At 52.2% G+C, this 14,943-nt stretch carries 14 protein-coding genes and 1 other annotated feature (1 of these 15 running past the window's edge); of the genes, 13 read left to right on the top strand and 1 reads right to left on the bottom strand.

Translation table 11 applies throughout. From position 1 onward, the window contains the following. Positions 1-301 precede the first annotated feature (301 nt). The 13 genes from alaS to KNP78_RS03655 all read left to right on the top strand — a co-directional run bounded on the left by alaS (position 302) and on the right by KNP78_RS03655 (position 13,580). On the top strand, positions 302-2,941 hold the full coding sequence (gene alaS, locus KNP78_RS03715; RefSeq protein ID WP_214787909.1) for an alanine--tRNA ligase: 2,640 nt from the start codon (positions 302-304) through the stop codon (positions 2,939-2,941). 37 nt (positions 2,942-2,978) lie between these two features. Then, the gene (locus KNP78_RS03710; protein ID WP_029595797.1) at positions 2,979-3,245 is read left to right on the top strand and encodes an IreB family regulatory phosphoprotein; all 267 of its coding nucleotides are present in this window, start codon (positions 2,979-2,981) and stop codon (positions 3,243-3,245) included. A gap of 1 nt (position 3,246) precedes the next feature. Further along, positions 3,247-3,669 carry a Holliday junction resolvase RuvX gene (gene ruvX, locus KNP78_RS03705; RefSeq protein WP_034776916.1) on the top strand — a complete coding sequence of 141 codons (423 nt, stop codon included), beginning with the start codon at positions 3,247-3,249 and terminating at the stop codon, positions 3,667-3,669. 13 nt (positions 3,670-3,682) lie between these two features. Further along, a complete protein-coding gene (locus KNP78_RS03700; protein WP_034776918.1) occupies positions 3,683-3,985 on the top strand; it encodes a DUF1292 domain-containing protein in 303 nt (100 codons plus the stop codon). A 71-nt stretch (positions 3,986-4,056) separates the two neighbouring features. After that, positions 4,057-5,199 carry an endolytic transglycosylase MltG gene (gene mltG, locus KNP78_RS03695; RefSeq protein WP_034776920.1) on the top strand — a complete coding sequence of 381 codons (1,143 nt, stop codon included), beginning with the start codon at positions 4,057-4,059 and terminating at the stop codon, positions 5,197-5,199. A gap of 66 nt (positions 5,200-5,265) precedes the next feature. Continuing rightward, complete coding sequence (locus KNP78_RS03690; RefSeq protein ID WP_214823286.1) at positions 5,266-5,907, top strand: O-methyltransferase; 642 nt, start codon at positions 5,266-5,268, stop codon at positions 5,905-5,907. Between the two features lie 16 nt (positions 5,908-5,923). Then, positions 5,924-6,559 (top strand): uridine kinase, encoded by a 636-nt coding sequence (gene udk / locus KNP78_RS03685; RefSeq protein WP_034776924.1) that lies wholly within the window; start codon positions 5,924-5,926, stop codon positions 6,557-6,559. Positions 6,560-6,625: 66 nt separating this feature from the next. Beyond that, positions 6,626-7,099 (top strand): transcription elongation factor GreA, encoded by a 474-nt coding sequence (gene greA / locus KNP78_RS03680; RefSeq protein WP_029595793.1) that lies wholly within the window; start codon positions 6,626-6,628, stop codon positions 7,097-7,099. Positions 7,100-7,154: 55 nt separating this feature from the next. Further along, the gene (gene mtnN, locus KNP78_RS03675; RefSeq protein ID WP_029595792.1) at positions 7,155-7,859 is read left to right on the top strand and encodes a 5'-methylthioadenosine/S-adenosylhomocysteine nucleosidase; all 705 of its coding nucleotides are present in this window, start codon (positions 7,155-7,157) and stop codon (positions 7,857-7,859) included. Positions 7,860-7,934: 75 nt separating this feature from the next. Then, positions 7,935-8,894: a beta-ketoacyl-ACP synthase III gene (locus tag KNP78_RS03670; protein WP_034776926.1), complete on the top strand. Its 960-nt coding sequence runs from the start codon at positions 7,935-7,937 to the stop codon at positions 8,892-8,894. Continuing rightward, positions 8,891-10,123, top strand: a complete 1,233-nt coding sequence (gene fabF, locus KNP78_RS03665; protein ID WP_214823285.1) for a beta-ketoacyl-ACP synthase II — start codon at positions 8,891-8,893, stop codon at positions 10,121-10,123. Before KNP78_RS03670 ends, fabF begins: the two co-directional genes overlap by 4 nt. Positions 10,124-10,189: 66 nt before the next feature. Further along, a complete protein-coding gene (locus tag KNP78_RS03660; RefSeq protein WP_214823284.1) occupies positions 10,190-11,722 on the top strand; it encodes a peptide ABC transporter substrate-binding protein in 1,533 nt (510 codons plus the stop codon). 202 nt (positions 11,723-11,924) lie between these two features. Further along, entirely contained in the window at positions 11,925-13,580 is a 1,656-nt protein-coding gene (locus KNP78_RS03655) for a peptide ABC transporter substrate-binding protein (RefSeq protein WP_214823283.1), read from the top strand. Positions 13,581-13,690: 110 nt separating this feature from the next. On the opposite strand, the gene trpS is transcribed toward KNP78_RS03655, so the two are convergent. Beyond that, positions 13,691-14,692, bottom strand: coding sequence for a tryptophan--tRNA ligase (trpS, locus tag KNP78_RS03650; protein ID WP_034776932.1), 1,002 nt, complete (start codon positions 14,690-14,692; stop codon positions 13,691-13,693). Between the two features lie 48 nt (positions 14,693-14,740). Continuing rightward, positions 14,741-14,943, bottom strand: a binding site (T-box leader) (it continues 5 nt past the right edge of the window).

Raw genomic sequence — 14,943 nt, 5'->3', positions numbered from 1 at the left:
ATTGACGTGTGATAATGACGAATAGAAAACTGAAACGATTAAAGACGATGAAGGAAATGAGTACGTCGTAACCGCCTCACCAGAGACATCTTCCTAGGCTGTGAGAAGATGGGGGTCCGGTCGACCGAAGCTAGTCTGGAGTCCCCACTCACCCTGGGCGCCTCATCCGCGTTATCGGATGTTCGAGGCACGGCTTTGCCGTGCGAACGAGGGTGGTACCACGAAGCGATGCTTTCGTCCCTTTCCACAGGGATGAGCATCGCTTTTTTTCGTTTCGTTTAAACTGAAGGAGGAATTGTTGATGAAACCGCTCAAACCATTAACTGGCGCACAGATTCGCCAAATGTATTTAGATTTCTTCAAATCGAAAGGACACAGTGTCGAGCCGAGTGCCTCACTCGTACCGGTCGAGGACCCGACGCTTCTTTGGATCAACTCAGGCGTCGCGACGCTCAAAAAATACTTTGACGGCCGTGTCATTCCAGCCAACCCGCGCATCGTCAACGCGCAGAAGTCGATTCGGACAAACGATATCGAGAACGTCGGGAAGACGGCGCGTCACCATACGTTCTTCGAAATGCTCGGGAACTTCTCGGTCGGTGATTACTTCCGCGAAGACGCGATCAAATGGGGCTGGGAACTTCTGACGAGCGACGAATGGTACGGGCTCGACCCGGATCGCTTGTCGGTGACGATTCACCCGGAAGATGAAGAAGCGAAACAACTTTGGCTCGCACTTGGCGTGCCGGCCGACCGCATCATCCCACTCGAAGAGAACTTCTGGGAAATCGGGGAAGGCCCGTCTGGCCCGAACACAGAAATCTTCTTCGATCGCGGACCTGCGTTCGGCGACGACCCGACCGACCCAGAACTATACCCGGGCGGCGAGAACGAGCGTTACCTTGAGATTTGGAACATCGTTTTCAGTCAGTTCAACCATGACGGGCACGGCAACTATACCGAGCTCCCACGGAAAAACATTGATACAGGTATGGGTCTCGAGCGGATGGCGAGCGTCATGCAAGACGTACCGACGAACTTCGACACGGACTTGTTCATGCCAATCATCCGCGAGACAGAGAAAATCAGCGGCGAGACGTACCGCACCGACAGCAGCAAGGACGTGGCGTTCAAAGTCATCGCTGACCACATTCGCACCGTCTCGTTCGCGATCGGAGACGGGGCGCTCCCATCGAACGAAGGCCGTGGCTACGTGCTTCGTCGTTTGCTCCGCCGTGCCGTCCGCTATGCGAAGATGCTAGGCATCGAGCGTCCGTTCATGTACGAGCTCGTCGACGTCGTCGGCGACATCATGGTCGACTTCTACCCTGAAGTCCGTGAGAAGAAAGACTTCATCAAGAAAGTCGTCAAGAATGAAGAAGAACGTTTCCACGAGACGCTCCATGATGGTCTCGCTATCTTGAACGAAGTCGCGAAAGCGCAAAAAGCGGCCGGCTCGAACGTCATCAGCGGTGAAGATGCGTTCCGTCTCTACGATACGTACGGTTTCCCGCTCGAGTTGACGATCGAGTACGCCGAAGACCACAAATTGACGGTCGACGAGGATGGATTCAAACAAGCGATGAACGCCCAGCGTGAACGCGCTCGGACTGCCCGTGCCGACGTTGAGTCGATGCAAATCCAGTCAGGCGTTCTTGCGGAAATTACGCTTCCGTCATCATTCGTCGGGTACACGAACCTCGGAACTGAAGCGAAAATCATCAGCTTGATTCATGATGGAGAGCTCGTTGACGTCGTCGCGGCAGGGGAAGAAGCACAAGTCATCCTCGATCAGACGCCATTCTACGCTGAGAGCGGCGGTCAAATCGGCGATAAAGGACAAATCGTCGGGTCGGACTTCGTCCTTCATGTGAAAGACGTCTCGAAAGCACCGAATGGCCAAAACTTGCATACGGTCACGGTCACGTCAGGTGTCGCTAAGGCAGAAGTCGCGGTGACGGCTACGGTCGATCAAAGCTCGCGTCAAGCAATCATCAAAAACCACACAGCGACGCACTTGTTGCATCGCGCGTTGAAAGACACGCTCGGTGAGCACGTCAACCAAGCAGGTTCACTCGTGACACCAGACCGTCTCCGCTTTGACTTCTCGCACTTCGGCCAAGTGACGGCTGAAGAGCTCCAATCGATTGAACGTCAAGTGAACGAACGCATCTGGGCGTCAATCGCTGTCGATATCGAAGAAATGAACATCGCCGATGCGAAAGCGAAAGGTGCGATGGCGCTCTTCGGTGAGAAGTACGGGGATGTCGTCCGCGTCGTCGCTGCTGGTGACTCGGTCGAACTTTGCGGTGGCTGCCACGTCGGCAACACGGCGGAAATCGGTCTCTTCAAAATCTTGTCGGAATCAGGAATCGGAGCCGGTACACGTCGCATCGAGGCGGTCACAGGAGCTGGTGCTTACGAAGTGATGAACCAGCACATCGAGACGCTCGAGACGGCAGCGAAACTGCTCAAGACAAAACCACTCGAAGTGCCGACGCGTGTCCAAGCGCTTCAAACTGAAATGAAAGAACTCGAACGCGCGAGCGAATCGCTCAAAGCGAAACTCGCCAACATCGAAGCGTCGTCACTCACAGACGCCATCGAGACGTTCGGTGATGTCCAATTGATCGCTAAGCGCGTCGACGGACAAGATATGGACGCGCTCCGTGGCATGGTCGACGAATTGAAAGGCAAGCTCGGCTCGGCCGTCATCTTGCTCGGCTCGGCGAATGGCGACAAGGTCAACCTCGTCGCAGGTGTGACGAAAGACTTGAACGACCGTGGCTTCCATGCCGGGAAATTGATCAAAGAAGTGGCGACACGTTGTGGCGGAGGCGGCGGAGGCCGTCCTGACATGGCGCAAGCCGGAGGCCGTGATGCGACAAAACTGGATGAAGCATTGAAGTTTGCTTCACATTACGTTCAATCACTGGCATAATAGAGTGTGAAGTGCAAACGGAAAGAGGTGGATTCTTGTGAGCCAAATGGATCGCACGATGCAATTCAATTTTCCAGAAGATGATAATCGAGCCAACACTCGGGAGACACTGATCACGGTGTATCAAGCACTCGAGGAGAAAGGCTACCAACCGATCAATCAAATCGTCGGATACTTGTTGTCAGGTGACCCTGCCTACATCCCGCGTCATAACGATGCGCGAAACTTAATTCGCAAAATCGAACGAGATGAACTGCTCGAAGAGCTGGTCAAATCGTATTTGAACGATCGTAGAGAGGATTAATATGAAGCGAGTCATGGGGCTCGATGTCGGTTCGAAGACGATTGGGGTCGCCGTGAGCGACCTCATGGGATGGACGGCGCAAGGTGTGGAGACGGTCTACTGGACCGAGCCGGACTTTGAGGAAGCTGTCCGTCTGCTTCAACCGATTATTGAGCAGTACGATGTGAAAGAAGTCGTTGTCGGCCTCCCGAAGAACATGAACGCGACAATCGGACCTCGGGGCGAGGCGTCACAGGCGTTTGCCGCGGCCCTCACCGAAGCGACCGGTTTGCCGACAGTTCTCGTCGACGAGCGTTTGACGACGATGCAAGCGGAGCGGATGCTCATTTCAGCAGACGTCAGCCGAAAAAAGAGAAAGGCCGTCATCGATAAGATGGCAGCCGTCATGATTTTACAAAATTACCTGGATCGTGCAGGCAAATAAGGAGGAATTACTCATGGCAGAAATCCGTCGTGAAGAAGAAATGTACCGTATTCCAGACGAAAATGGAGACGAGCATTTATTTGCAGAAATTTTCCGGATGACGAGCGACCGCTCGAAGAAGACGTTTGTCGTTCTTGAGCCGGTCGGCAATCCAGAAACAGAAGACGAAGATGACGACACAATCGAAGTGTACGCGTTTGAAATCGAAGAACTTGAAGATGGCGAGTTCATCTTGAAGCTCGTCGAAGACGATGATGACTTCGAGGAAGTCATGGAAGCGTTCGATATCGTCAATGACGAAGTTGGTTTAGACTAATACGTGGACGGGCGACTAGGGGAAACCCTCGTCGCCCATCTTCATAACAGAAGAACAGGGGAGAAATGCGCATGAACCATCCATCGATGTTTGATGAGAAGCGTGCACGTAACCGGATCGTTCGGCGAATTACGGTCATCATCCTTGCTGTCTTTCTTCTAGTGATCGCCACAGGTGCCGCGGTATCTTATGCGTTCGTGAAACGATCGCTTGAACCCGTTGACCCAGCTTCGACCGAAACGGTCGAGGTCGAGGTTCCACTCGGTGCAGGTTCTGGTTACATTGGCGAACTACTCGAAGAGAATGGCCTCGTGAGGAATAGCACGATTTTCCGTTTTTACACACGGTTTAAAAATGAATCATCGTTCCAAGCGGGGACGTATACGTTGTCTCCGTCACAATCACTTGACGAGTTGATCGCCACGTTGAAGACGGGGAAAGTCATCGTCGTCCCGGATATCAAATTGGTGATCCCGGAAGGCTTTACGATCGACCAAGTCATCTCACGTCTCGCAAAACAGGCTGATATTCCGAAAGAAGAGATTTCGGACCAACTGAGCGACGAGGAGTATATCCGCTCGCTCGTCAATGAGCATGAGATGCTGACGGACGAAGTGCTCGCCGACGGGATTTATCACCCGCTCGAAGGTTACTTGTTCCCGGCAACGTATGAGTTCGATAAAGGTGTGACGCTCACTCAGATCATCGATGAGATGCTCAAGCCGACCGAACAGCTCTATCTCGAATACGGCGATGCGGTCGAAGCGTCGGGACGCACGTTCCATGAGACGTTATCGCTCGCCTCGGTCGTTGAGAAAGAAGCGGTCTCGACGGAAGACCGTCAAGAGATCGCGGGTGTGTTCGAGAACCGTCTGGCCGATGGCATGAAGTTGCAGTCCGACCCGACCGTCTGGTACGGTACCGGGGAGACTTCGATTTTCACATCGTTCAACGATCTCCAAAACGATTCACTTTATAACACATACCGCTACGAAGGGATCCCAATCGGACCAATCGCTGCGGTCAGTCGTGACGCGTTCGTCGCCACGCTCAATCCGAACGATACGGATAACGTTTATTTCTACGCCCGACCACCGCGTGAAGGATTCCCGAACGGGGAAGTCTTGTTCGAAGTGGAGTACGAGGCGCACCAACAGAACGTCAACAAGTATCGTCCAGAATGGGAAGCGTTTGAAGAAGCAAACAACAATTGACGGATATGCGACCGGAAGCCTTGGCTTCCGGTCGTTTGAATGATTAGAGAGTAAGAGGTGTACGACGTGGAACATTCATCCTATGAAGGTTACGTGGAGAACTTGGTCACGCCCCGATTGCCGTTATTGGCGGAGATGGAGGCGTTCGCCCGAGAACATCACGTGCCAATCATGGACTTGACCGGATCTGAAGTGTTGCTGTCGCTTCTCGCGATGCAACGTCCGAAACGGATCCTTGAGGTCGGTACGGCAATCGGATACAGTGCGATTCGAATGGCTGAACTGTTGCCGGACGCAGAAATCGTCACGATCGAACGAAACGCACGACGTCACGAAGAGGCACTCGGCTTTATCGGACGCTCGGACGTATCGGACCGAATCACTGTCATTCATGGTGATGCGGTGGAGTTGATCGGGACGATTGAAGGAGAATTCGATGCGGTCTTTATCGACGCGGCCAAAGGTCAGTATCAAAAATTCTTTGATGGGTATGGCGCTTTAGTACCAATTGGTGGTACGATTTACAGCGATAATTTATTTTTACGAGGGGACGTCCTGCTCGAGGATGTGTCAGTGCTTGACCGTCGACGCCGCCGGCTCGTTCGTCTCGTAAAAGAGTTTACTGAGCAATTGATGGCACGGACCGATTATCATACTGCAATTTTGCCCCTTGGTGATGGCCTAGCAATCAGTCGTAAATTACGATGAGGAGGACTTAACTTTGATGCAACATAAACCCGTCATTATCGGCGTGGCCGGGGGGACCGGATCAGGTAAGACGACCGTGGCCCGCGCGCTCGTGGATGCGTTCAAAGGACAATCGGTCGTCATGATCGAGCAAGACGCGTATTATAAAGACCAGTCAGAGATGACGATGGAAGAACGATATAAGACGAACTATGACCACCCGTTCGCATTCGATAACGATCTTTTGATCGAGCATATCAAGCAGTTACAAGAGCACAAGGCCATCGAGAAACCGGTGTATGACTATGCGGCGCACACGCGCTCGGACAAGACGATCTTGATCGAGCCGGTCGACGTCGTCATCGTCGAAGGCATTTTGGCGCTCGAGGATGATCGTCTCCGCGACTTGATGGACATTAAAGTGTTCGTCGACACGGATGCGGACGTCCGCATCCTACGCCGGATGCAGCGCGATCTCAATGAGCGGGGCCGGTCGATCGACTCGGTCGTCGCCCAATATACGAATGTCGTCCGGCCGATGCATCTTCAATTTTGTGAGCCGACGAAACGTTATGCGGACATCATCGTACCTGAAGGTGGAGAAAACTTTGTCGCCATCGATTTGCTCGTGACGAAGATTCGCTGGGTGCTCACAGAACGCAACCGGGCATAAGGAAATAAATCGTTTTCAATTTAACCTAGCTGTAATATACTAGGAGACAATGAAGGAGTGACAGAAATGGCTGAAAAACAACATTACATGACGTTAGACGGAAAAGCTAAGATCGAAAATGAATTGAACGAACTGAAGACGGTGCGCCGTAAAGAAGTCGTTGAGAATATTAAGATCGCCCGCGATTTCGGAGACTTGTCTGAGAACGCTGAATATGATGCAGCGAAAGAAGAGCAGGCAATGGTCGAAGGACGCATCGCCCAACTTGAAGAGATGCTTCGTAACGCCGTCATCATCCAAGATGACGTAGCCGACAACTCGATGGTCGCCATCGGGAAAACGGTAACGTTCTTCATTCAAGAAGATAACGAAGACGAGACGTACACAATCGTCGGTGGCGCCGAGGCCGACCCGTTCACAGGGAAAATCTCAAACGAATCACCGATCGCTAAAGCGCTTCTCGGCCGTACGGTCGGAGACGTGGTCAACGTTCAAACGCCAGGCGGCGACATGGTCGTCGAAATTAAAGAAATCAAGTAACACTAACGAGCGACATCCATCTGGAGGTCGCTCTCTTTCTGAGGAGGCACATATCATGAAAATCGGAATCATTGGAGCGATGGAAGAAGAAGTAAACTTGCTTCGCAACGAATTGACAGAACGGACAGACACGGAAATCGCCAACTATCACTTCTATGAAGGATACCTTGGCAACGTGGAAGTCGTCATTTTGAAATCAGGCATCGGCAAAGTGAACGCGGCCATCGGGACAACGCTCTTGATCGATAAGTTCAAACCGGACGTCGTCATCAACACCGGTTCAGCCGGCGGCTTCAAAAAAGGGATGAAAGTCGGCGACGTCGTCGTCTCGACAGAAGTCCGTCACCACGATGTCGACGTGACAGCGTTCGGCTACGAGTATGGGCAAGTTCCAGGCATGCCGGCGGCGTATACGGCCGATGCGCACTTGATGGACGTCTGTAAAGAAGTCATCGAGAGTCTCCATGACGTGAACGTCCATACGGGCCTCATCGTGACGGGCGACTCGTTCATCAATGACTCGAAACGGGTGGCGGACATCCTCGGGCATTTTGATGGCGTCGCCGCCGTCGAGATGGAAGCCGCTCCGATCGCGCAGACGTGCTACCAGTTTGGTGTCCCATTCGTCGTGACGCGTTCAATCTCGGACAGCGCCGATGAGGAAGCGAACTTGTCGTTCGACGAATTTTTGGAGACGGCATCGATCAACTCGGCGAAAATGGTCATGGCCGTCACGAAACGACTCGGTCAAAGCGAATAATCGAGAGGGATGCGTTGACATCCCTTTTTTATTCCCTTATATTAGTACCAGATACTAAGAATAGGGGTCATCAACATGAACATTGGAATCATTGGCATCGGTTCGTTCCTTCCGGACAACCGGATCACGAACATCGATTTGGAAAAACGAATGGATACGAGCGACGAATGGATTCGGACCCGGACCGGGATCGAGGCGCGCCATTTGGCAGACGCTGATTTGAGCGTTGCCGATATGGCCACAAAGGCTGCCGAACGGGCCCTTCAAAGTGCGGGTGTGTCGATTGAAGATATCGACGCGATCATTTGCGCGACGGCGACGGCGCCATCATTCCCGGCGACGGCTTGTCTCGTGCAAGCCAACCTTGGGGCAAAGCAAGCGGTCGCCTTCGACGTTAGCGCCGCCTGTAGCGGCTTCATCTTCGCGATGGATACGGCGAAGAGCATGATGCTGGCGAAAGGGTTGAAGCGCACACTCGTCATCGGAGCTGAGAAGATGGGCAACTTGATCGATTGGGACGACCGTTCGACCGCCGTCTTGTTCGGTGATGGGGCGGGTGCCGTCGTTCTCGGCGAAGACGAGGTGGCCGCTATCGAGTCGGTCATTCTCGGAAGTGACGGAACCGGCGGAAAGTTCTTATATGAGAATGAAGAAGGTAAGATTGTCATGAACGGTCGTGAAGTGTTCAAATTCGCCGTCCGTAAGATGCCTGACATCGTCTTAGAGGCGTTGCAAGGGGCCGGGAAGACGATTGAAGACCTCGACGTCCTCGTGCCGCACCAGGCGAACCGTCGTATCATTGACGCAGCGATTGAACGGTTAGGGATTGACGAAGCAAAAGTTGTCGTCACGATTCAAGACCATGCGAACACGTCAGCTGCTTCAATTCCACTTGCTTTGGCCGAAGCGGTCAAGCAACGGAAAATCTCAAACGGTCAAACGATCGTCGTCGCCGGCTTCGGCGCCGGGCTCACATGGGGAGCGAGCTGTTTAACATGGAATAACGCTAACATCACGGAGGAGATTAACGCATGAAACGAGTAGTCATCACAGGATTAGGAGTCGTTTCCCCACTCGGGAACGACGTTACGGCAATGTGGGAGCGACTGTTGAACGGGGAAAATGCAGTCGATACGTTAACAAAGATTGATATTAGCCAGTATCCGGCGAAAGTCGGGGCGGAAGTAAAGGAATGGAACATCGATCATTTGGTCGAACCGAAGGAAGCGCGCAAGATGGATTCGTTCATTCAATATTCGATTCTTGCGGCTGACGCTGCGCATCGGGATAGCGGTCTAGATGTGAAAGCAATCGCGGACGATGTCGGGATTTGGATCGGAAGCGGGATCGGTGGTGTCGAAACAATCGACAAACAAGCGAGCATCTTGCATGAACGGGGACCACGTCGCATCAGCCCATTCTTCATCCCGATGATGATTCCAAACATGGCGAGCGGTCAAGTTTCGATTTACCTCGGAGCAAAAGGGCCGAGCAACTGCTCGGTCACAGCTTGTGCGTCTGGAACGAACTCAATCGGTGAGGCGTTTAAAGTCATCCAACGTGGTGATGCCCTCGCGATGTTCGCAGGTGGGGCCGAAGCACCAATCACGCCGCTCTCATTCTCAGGATTCTGTGCCAACAAGGCACTATCGACGAATCCAGACCCGAACACGGCATGCCGCCCGTTCGATAAGAACCGTGACGGCTTCATCATGGGTGAAGGCGCGGGCGTGCTCGTTCTCGAGGAATATGAGCATGCGAAAGCGCGCGGAGCCAAAATGTATGCGGAAGTCGTCGGGTATGGCATGAGTTCGGACGCTTACCACATCACGGCACCGTCACCTGAGGCAGAAGGTGGATCAAAAGCGATGAACGAGGCGCTTCGTGACGCGGGAATTCGTCCAGAAGACGTTCAATACATCAACGCACACGGGACGAGCACACCACTCAACGACATGCTCGAGACGAAAGCGATCCACAACGTTTTCGGTGACCACGCGCACAACTTGGCCGTCAACTCATCAAAATCGATGATCGGGCACTTGCTCGGCGCAGCCGGCGGAGTCGAGGCCGTCATCACGGCGCTATCGATTCATGAGGGACGGATTCATCCGACGATCAACTGTGAGACACCAGCTGATGATTGCGATTTAGACTATGTCCGTGATGGAAATCGGGAACTTGATATCCAGTACGCACTGAGCAACTCGCTTGGCTTCGGGGGCCACAACGCGACGCTCGCATTCGCGAAAGTGAACGACTAATAGTAGAAAAAAGTGACAAAAACGGGTAGGGTATAAGGGTTGGTCTAACAGAGAGGAGAATGCCAGATGAAACGATTTTTCATCGGTGCCGCCTTGTTGGGTTCAGTCCTTATCCTTTTTTTCGTTATTTGGTACGGACAACGAGAGCAGGCACGAGAATTACTACCCCCAGAAGAACAAATCGTGACGATCCATGGAGAGACGTTGCCGGAGCAGCCGAACACACTGCTCGCGATCGATCCGAGTTCGCAAACTGTGTTATCGCATATTTATGAAGGATTGTATCGCTTCGGAGCGGACGGTGAGATTGAACCGGGACTCGTTGAGACGATGACGCGTTCCGAGGACGGGGCGACATATACGTTTAACTTGAAGGCAAGTCAAACTGTGAATGGAAATGCGATCACGGCTGAAACGTTCGTCGAGCATTTTCGCATGCTCGCCGATGACGATACGAATTCCCCGTTCAGTTTCCTCCTCGGAGATGTATTGAACGCGAAAGCGATCAGTCTCGGGACGAAAGAACCAGAGACGCTCGGCGTGAAAGCGATTGACGAACAGACACTTGAACTGACGCTCGAGCGGCCGATGGAAGGGTTCGAGCAGATTTTAGCGATGCCGGCCTTTCTGCCGCAGACGATGATTGGGGAGTGGCAAGAGCTCGATGCGAACGGACCGTTCCAAATCGAGTCAATCGACGCGGCCCAGGCGACGTTGATAAAAAACGAGGCTTATTATGATGCAGATCGCGTCACACTCGAAAAGGTTATCATCTGGGCGGATGAAGGTCTAAGTTCAGAGCCCGCCGGTATTCACCCGATCCCTTACGGCACGGACGAGGGGACAATCGAATCACTCGAAGGTAAGCTCGTTGATGTCCCACGAAGCGGCGTCTTCTATTTGAAACCGAACGTCGACGAGTATCCGTTCGATGATGCCGATTTCCGACGCGCGCTCGCGCTCGCCTTAGACCGCGAAGCAGTGGAAGGGTCACTCGCAAGAGCCGAACGGACGACAGAACGATTGCTCGTCACCGATCAAACGGAAACGGAGCCGACGCTTGAAGGAGAGGCGGCGACACTGTTCGCAGACGTACTTGATCGGCTCGAAGAAGAGGAAATCGAGATTGAGTTGCTCAGCTTTGTCGATGAAGAGGCGAGGCAGATCGCCCAGACGATTGAAACAGAGCTTGAACAACTTCCCGGTCTTCAAGTGAACGTCGTCGAGTTGCCGCTCGGTGACAAAGTTAGGAAAGAAGTCGCAGGCGATTACGCGTTGTCACTTTCAGGGTGGCAACCGGACTACCCGACATTCAGTGCCTATTTGACCCAATTCGAGACAAATAACTATTTGAATTCGAGCGGGTACACGGACGACACGTTCGATCGTTTGATGGATGAGGCCCGCTCGACAGAAGTACTTGCGGACCGGAACGAGACGTATCGACAGGCGGAAAAACGGCTGTTGGAAGAAGCTGTCGTTATCCCAATCTACCAAGCTGGAAGATCTTACGCAGTCGATTCCAAATATGCGGAAATCGGTTTTCCGGTCATCGGTCCTTCGTACGTCCTAACTTTTTCTAAAGTTTATGAAAAATGAGCTAAAAGCCCGTCTCCCTAGGCGGGCTTTTAGCCTATAATAAAAATTTTTTAGAAAAATCAAAATAAATACTTTGCAAAATTATCAGAATATTGTATTATTGCTTCAACGGGATTGTGGTAGCAAATTTTGTAAAGTGAGATATCTGAATTTTCTACCATCGTTCATTTCGTTAAACCGAAAAAATCAGGGGGTCATCGCAATGAATAAGAAAAAAGGTTTTGCTTTAGCAACGTCGGTAACGCTTCTATCTAGCGCATTCCTAGCAGCTTGCTCGGGTGGGGAAGAAGAGACATCATCAAATAATCAAGGTTCTGAAGGCGGCGCAGACGAGGAGCAAGTCCTCAACTTGCTCGATAGTTCTGACATCCCTTCACTTAACCCTACACTCGCGACTGACGCGGTTTCGTTCAACGTCTTGAACAACGTTAACGAAGGTCTCTATCGTATGGACGACGAAGATAACCCGACACCGGGGATCGCGGAGTCACACGAAGTTTCTGAAGACGGTAAAACGTACACGTTCAAAATCCGTGAAGGCGCAACTTGGTCTAACGGTGAGCCTGTAACAGCTAACGACTTCGAATACGCTTGGAAAGAAGTCCTTAACCCGGACAACGCTTCACAATATGCTTACGTCATGTCAATCATCGAAGGTGCTGAAGCCTACAACACTGGCGAAGGCGAGCGCGACGCTGTCGGCGTCACAGCTACTGATGATCAGACACTTGAAGTTAAATTGACTGCACCAGCTGATTACTTCCTCGGTCTCACAAGCTTCGGCGTATTCATGCCTAAACTTGAGTCGTTCGACAAAGAGCAAGGCGAGAACTTCGGTACGTCTGCAGAGACAACTCTCTACAACGGACCGTTCAAACTCGAAAGCTGGGAGCGCGAGCAAGGCTGGAAAATGGTCAAAAACGACGACTACTGGGATGCTGAAGCCGTCAAACTTGACGAAATCAACGTTAAAGTCGTTAAAGAAGTTTCAACAGGCGTTAACTTGTACGAAAACGGCGACGTTGACCGCACTGGTTTGACTTCTGAGCTCGTTGCGCAATACCAAGACAACGAAGACTTCTCGACTGTCGTCGAGCCAACACTCTTCTACCTCCAGTTCAACACGGCGGTTGAAGCACTTGACAACCAAAACATCCGGAACGCGATTGACGCGGCATACGATAAAGCAGCGATCTCTGAAACGCTCCTCGCGAACGGTTCAATCCCTGCCAACTACCTCGTACCAAAAGACTTCGTAACTGGACCAGACGGCGCGGACTTCCGTGAAGCGAACGGCGACATCGGCGGCTACGACGTGGACAAAGCGAAAGAACTTTGGGAAAAAGGACTTGAAGAGCTCGGCCAAGACTCTGTCGAAATCGAGCTCCTCAACTATGACTCAGAATCTGCGAAGCAAATCGGTGAGTTCATCAAAGGTGAACTTGAGAAGAACCTTCCAGGTATCACGCTCACAATCAAGCAACAACCGTTCAACAACAAACTTGACCTTGAAAACAAAGGTGATTTCGAGTTGACATTCGCTGGATGGGGCCCTGACTACCAGGATCCAATGACATTCGTTGACCTCTTCGTCACTGACGGACCATACAACCGTGGTAAGTGGTCGAACGACGAATTCGACAAACTCATCGAGTCTGCGAAATCAAGCACAGATGCTGAACAGCGTTGGGCTGACCTTCAAGCTGCAGAGAAAATCGTTCTTGAAGAGAACGCGATCTCGCCAGTTTACCAACGTGGATCGGCTCGCCTCACGAAGCCATACGTTAAGAACATCGTTGAACACGCGTTCGGCGCTGACTACTCGTACAAGTGGGCATTCATCGAAGGCAAACAATAATTCGAAACAACACGAAAAGAGACAGGGACGCCTGTCTCTTTTTTTGTTGCATCCAATTTGAAATCGCTACGCAGAAAAGCCGCCCTTTGAGTGTAAAGGGCGGCTTCGTCTTATTTTTTCACTTTGGCACGTTTTCGGTTGAGGCCCATCGCTTTTTCGATTTTCGCGAGATTTTTGTTGGCGACGGCTTCTGCCTTTTCACGTCCTGCATCGAGGATCGCATCGAGCTCAGCTGAGTCGACGAGTTCATGATAGCGATTCTGAATCGGTTCGAGCATGGCGACGACCGCTTCAGCGACATCTTGTTTGAACGTCCCGTAGTTCGAATCTTGATAACGTTCGACGAGTTCGTCGATTGGCGTATCGGTCGAGAGTGAATAAATCTCAAGCAAGTTTGAGATTCCCGGCTTGTTCTCTCGGTCGAAGCTGATGATCCCGCTCGAGTCTGTGACCGCGCTCTTGATTTTCTTGCGGATGACGTTCGGCTCATCGAGCATCGAGATGAAGCCTTTCACGTTCGCATCCGATTTCGACATCTTCTTCACCGGGTTCGTCAAACTCATGATGCGGGCGCCTTCTTTTTGAATGAGCGGCTCAGGAATCGTGAACGTCTCGTAGTAGCGCTTGTTGAAGCGCTCGGCCAAGTCACGCGTCAATTCGACGTGTTGTTTTTGGTCATCACCGACCGGGACGAGTTCTGTCCCGTACAAGAGGATATCGGCCGCCATGAGCGTCGGATAGACGAAGAGGCCGGCACCGATATTTTCACTGTTTTGGGATTTGTCTTTATACTGCGTCATCCGGCTCAGTTCACCCATGCCGGCGATACACGTCAACATCCATCCGAGCTGGGCGTGCGCCTTCACTTCCGACTGGACGAAAATCGTCGACTTCTCAGGGTCGAGACCACAAGCGAGATAGAGCGCCGCAAGTTTACGCGTGTTGTCCATCAACTCGACCCGGTCAAGTTGGACCGTGATCGAATGGAGATCGACGACACAGTAGAACGCTTCGTGCTCGTCTTGGAGCTCGACAAACTGTTTCATCGCCCCTAAGTAGTTACCGAGCGTCACGACGCCGGTCGGTTTAATGCCAGAAAAGATTTTTGCCATGATTGCACCTCCATAGAATATAAAAAAACCGCGGTTCCCCGCCCGAAAAATCGGGACGAATAACCGCGGTGCCACCCAAATTTGCATGAAGTTCATGCCACTTGATCGCGTTAACGGGCGTGACCGTCTCACCATACTATCGTTCAGGTGAGCCACTCCGAAGTCCATTCGCTCGACGCTCTCCATCTACTCGCAGCAACGTAGACTCTCTGGGGGAAAGGGGGATCGAGGTACTTGTCTTCTTCATCGTG

Origin of the sequence: Exiguobacterium sp. s28 (genome assembly GCF_018618135.1) — a bacterium.
GTDB lineage: Bacteria > Bacillota > Bacilli > Exiguobacteriales > Exiguobacteriaceae > Exiguobacterium > Exiguobacterium mexicanum_A.
This window is presented reverse-complemented; position numbering and strand designations above follow the sequence as displayed.

Excerpts from the sequence above, each read along its gene's own strand:
- alaS (WP_214787909.1), top strand. The coding sequence starts at position 302 with ATGAAACCGCTCAAACCATTAACTGGCGCACAGATTCGCCAAATGTAT.
- ruvX (WP_034776916.1), top strand. The coding sequence starts at position 3,247 with ATGAAGCGAGTCATGGGGCTCGATGTCGGTTCGAAGACGATTGGGGTC.
- KNP78_RS03700 (WP_034776918.1), top strand. The coding sequence starts at position 3,683 with ATGGCAGAAATCCGTCGTGAAGAAGAAATGTACCGTATTCCAGACGAA.
- mltG (WP_034776920.1), top strand. The coding sequence starts at position 4,057 with ATGAACCATCCATCGATGTTTGATGAGAAGCGTGCACGTAACCGGATC.
- udk (WP_034776924.1), top strand. The coding sequence starts at position 5,924 with ATGCAACATAAACCCGTCATTATCGGCGTGGCCGGGGGGACCGGATCA.
- greA (WP_029595793.1), top strand. The coding sequence starts at position 6,626 with ATGGCTGAAAAACAACATTACATGACGTTAGACGGAAAAGCTAAGATC.
- mtnN (WP_029595792.1), top strand. The coding sequence starts at position 7,155 with ATGAAAATCGGAATCATTGGAGCGATGGAAGAAGAAGTAAACTTGCTT.
- KNP78_RS03670 (WP_034776926.1), top strand. The coding sequence starts at position 7,935 with ATGAACATTGGAATCATTGGCATCGGTTCGTTCCTTCCGGACAACCGG.
- fabF (WP_214823285.1), top strand. The coding sequence starts at position 8,891 with ATGAAACGAGTAGTCATCACAGGATTAGGAGTCGTTTCCCCACTCGGG.
- KNP78_RS03660 (WP_214823284.1), top strand. The coding sequence starts at position 10,190 with ATGAAACGATTTTTCATCGGTGCCGCCTTGTTGGGTTCAGTCCTTATC.
- KNP78_RS03655 (WP_214823283.1), top strand. The coding sequence starts at position 11,925 with ATGAATAAGAAAAAAGGTTTTGCTTTAGCAACGTCGGTAACGCTTCTA.
- trpS (WP_034776932.1), bottom strand. The coding sequence starts at position 14,692 with ATGGCAAAAATCTTTTCTGGCATTAAACCGACCGGCGTCGTGACGCTC.